Annotated in this window: 1 pseudogene; it reads right to left on the bottom strand. The window is 63.0% G+C overall.

The window, feature by feature from the left end:
* Positions 1-238, bottom strand: a pseudogene (locus R5H29_RS00145) (IS21 family transposase); the annotation flags it as partial.
* Positions 239-484: the final 246 nt, after the last annotated feature.

Consider the following 484-nt stretch of genomic DNA (forward strand, 5'->3'; position numbering starts at 1 on the left):
CGCCGAACTCGTCCTGGAGCGTCTCGAAGACCGTGACGGCAATGATACCGTCGATCTGGAGCAACTCCTCGACGCGTGGCCAGAATGGCTCGAGCGGATCGGCGCGGGTGCGCCAGTGGCGCTCCTTCTTCTTCTGGGACGGAAGCTGCGGATCGTTCTCGATCCGGCGTGCGCTGCGCTCGCTGATACCGGCCTTGGCAGCCGCGACGGCCTGGGTGTGTTGGCGACGATGGGTCATGAAGAGAAATACCTGCTGATCGGAAATGTGGTGGCCCGGCATCGCAAACCCATCGCTCGTTGTTCGATGAGTGTTCCGATACCACCGCCCGCCACAGCCCCGATCAGCCCCCCCGAAAGAAGGGGAAAAAGATCGCCACCGGTTGTCTGGTCCGCTCTCCGGTCGGGGCTACGCCCCTCCCTACGATCAGCCCAGACAACCGATCCTACCGGCCATCATAGTTGCCGCTCAACCGGCCATCGTAGT

The sequence above is a fragment of the Stenotrophomonas sp. A3_2 genome, assembly GCF_036624925.1.
GTDB classification, from domain to species: domain Bacteria; phylum Pseudomonadota; class Gammaproteobacteria; order Xanthomonadales; family Xanthomonadaceae; genus Stenotrophomonas; species Stenotrophomonas hibiscicola.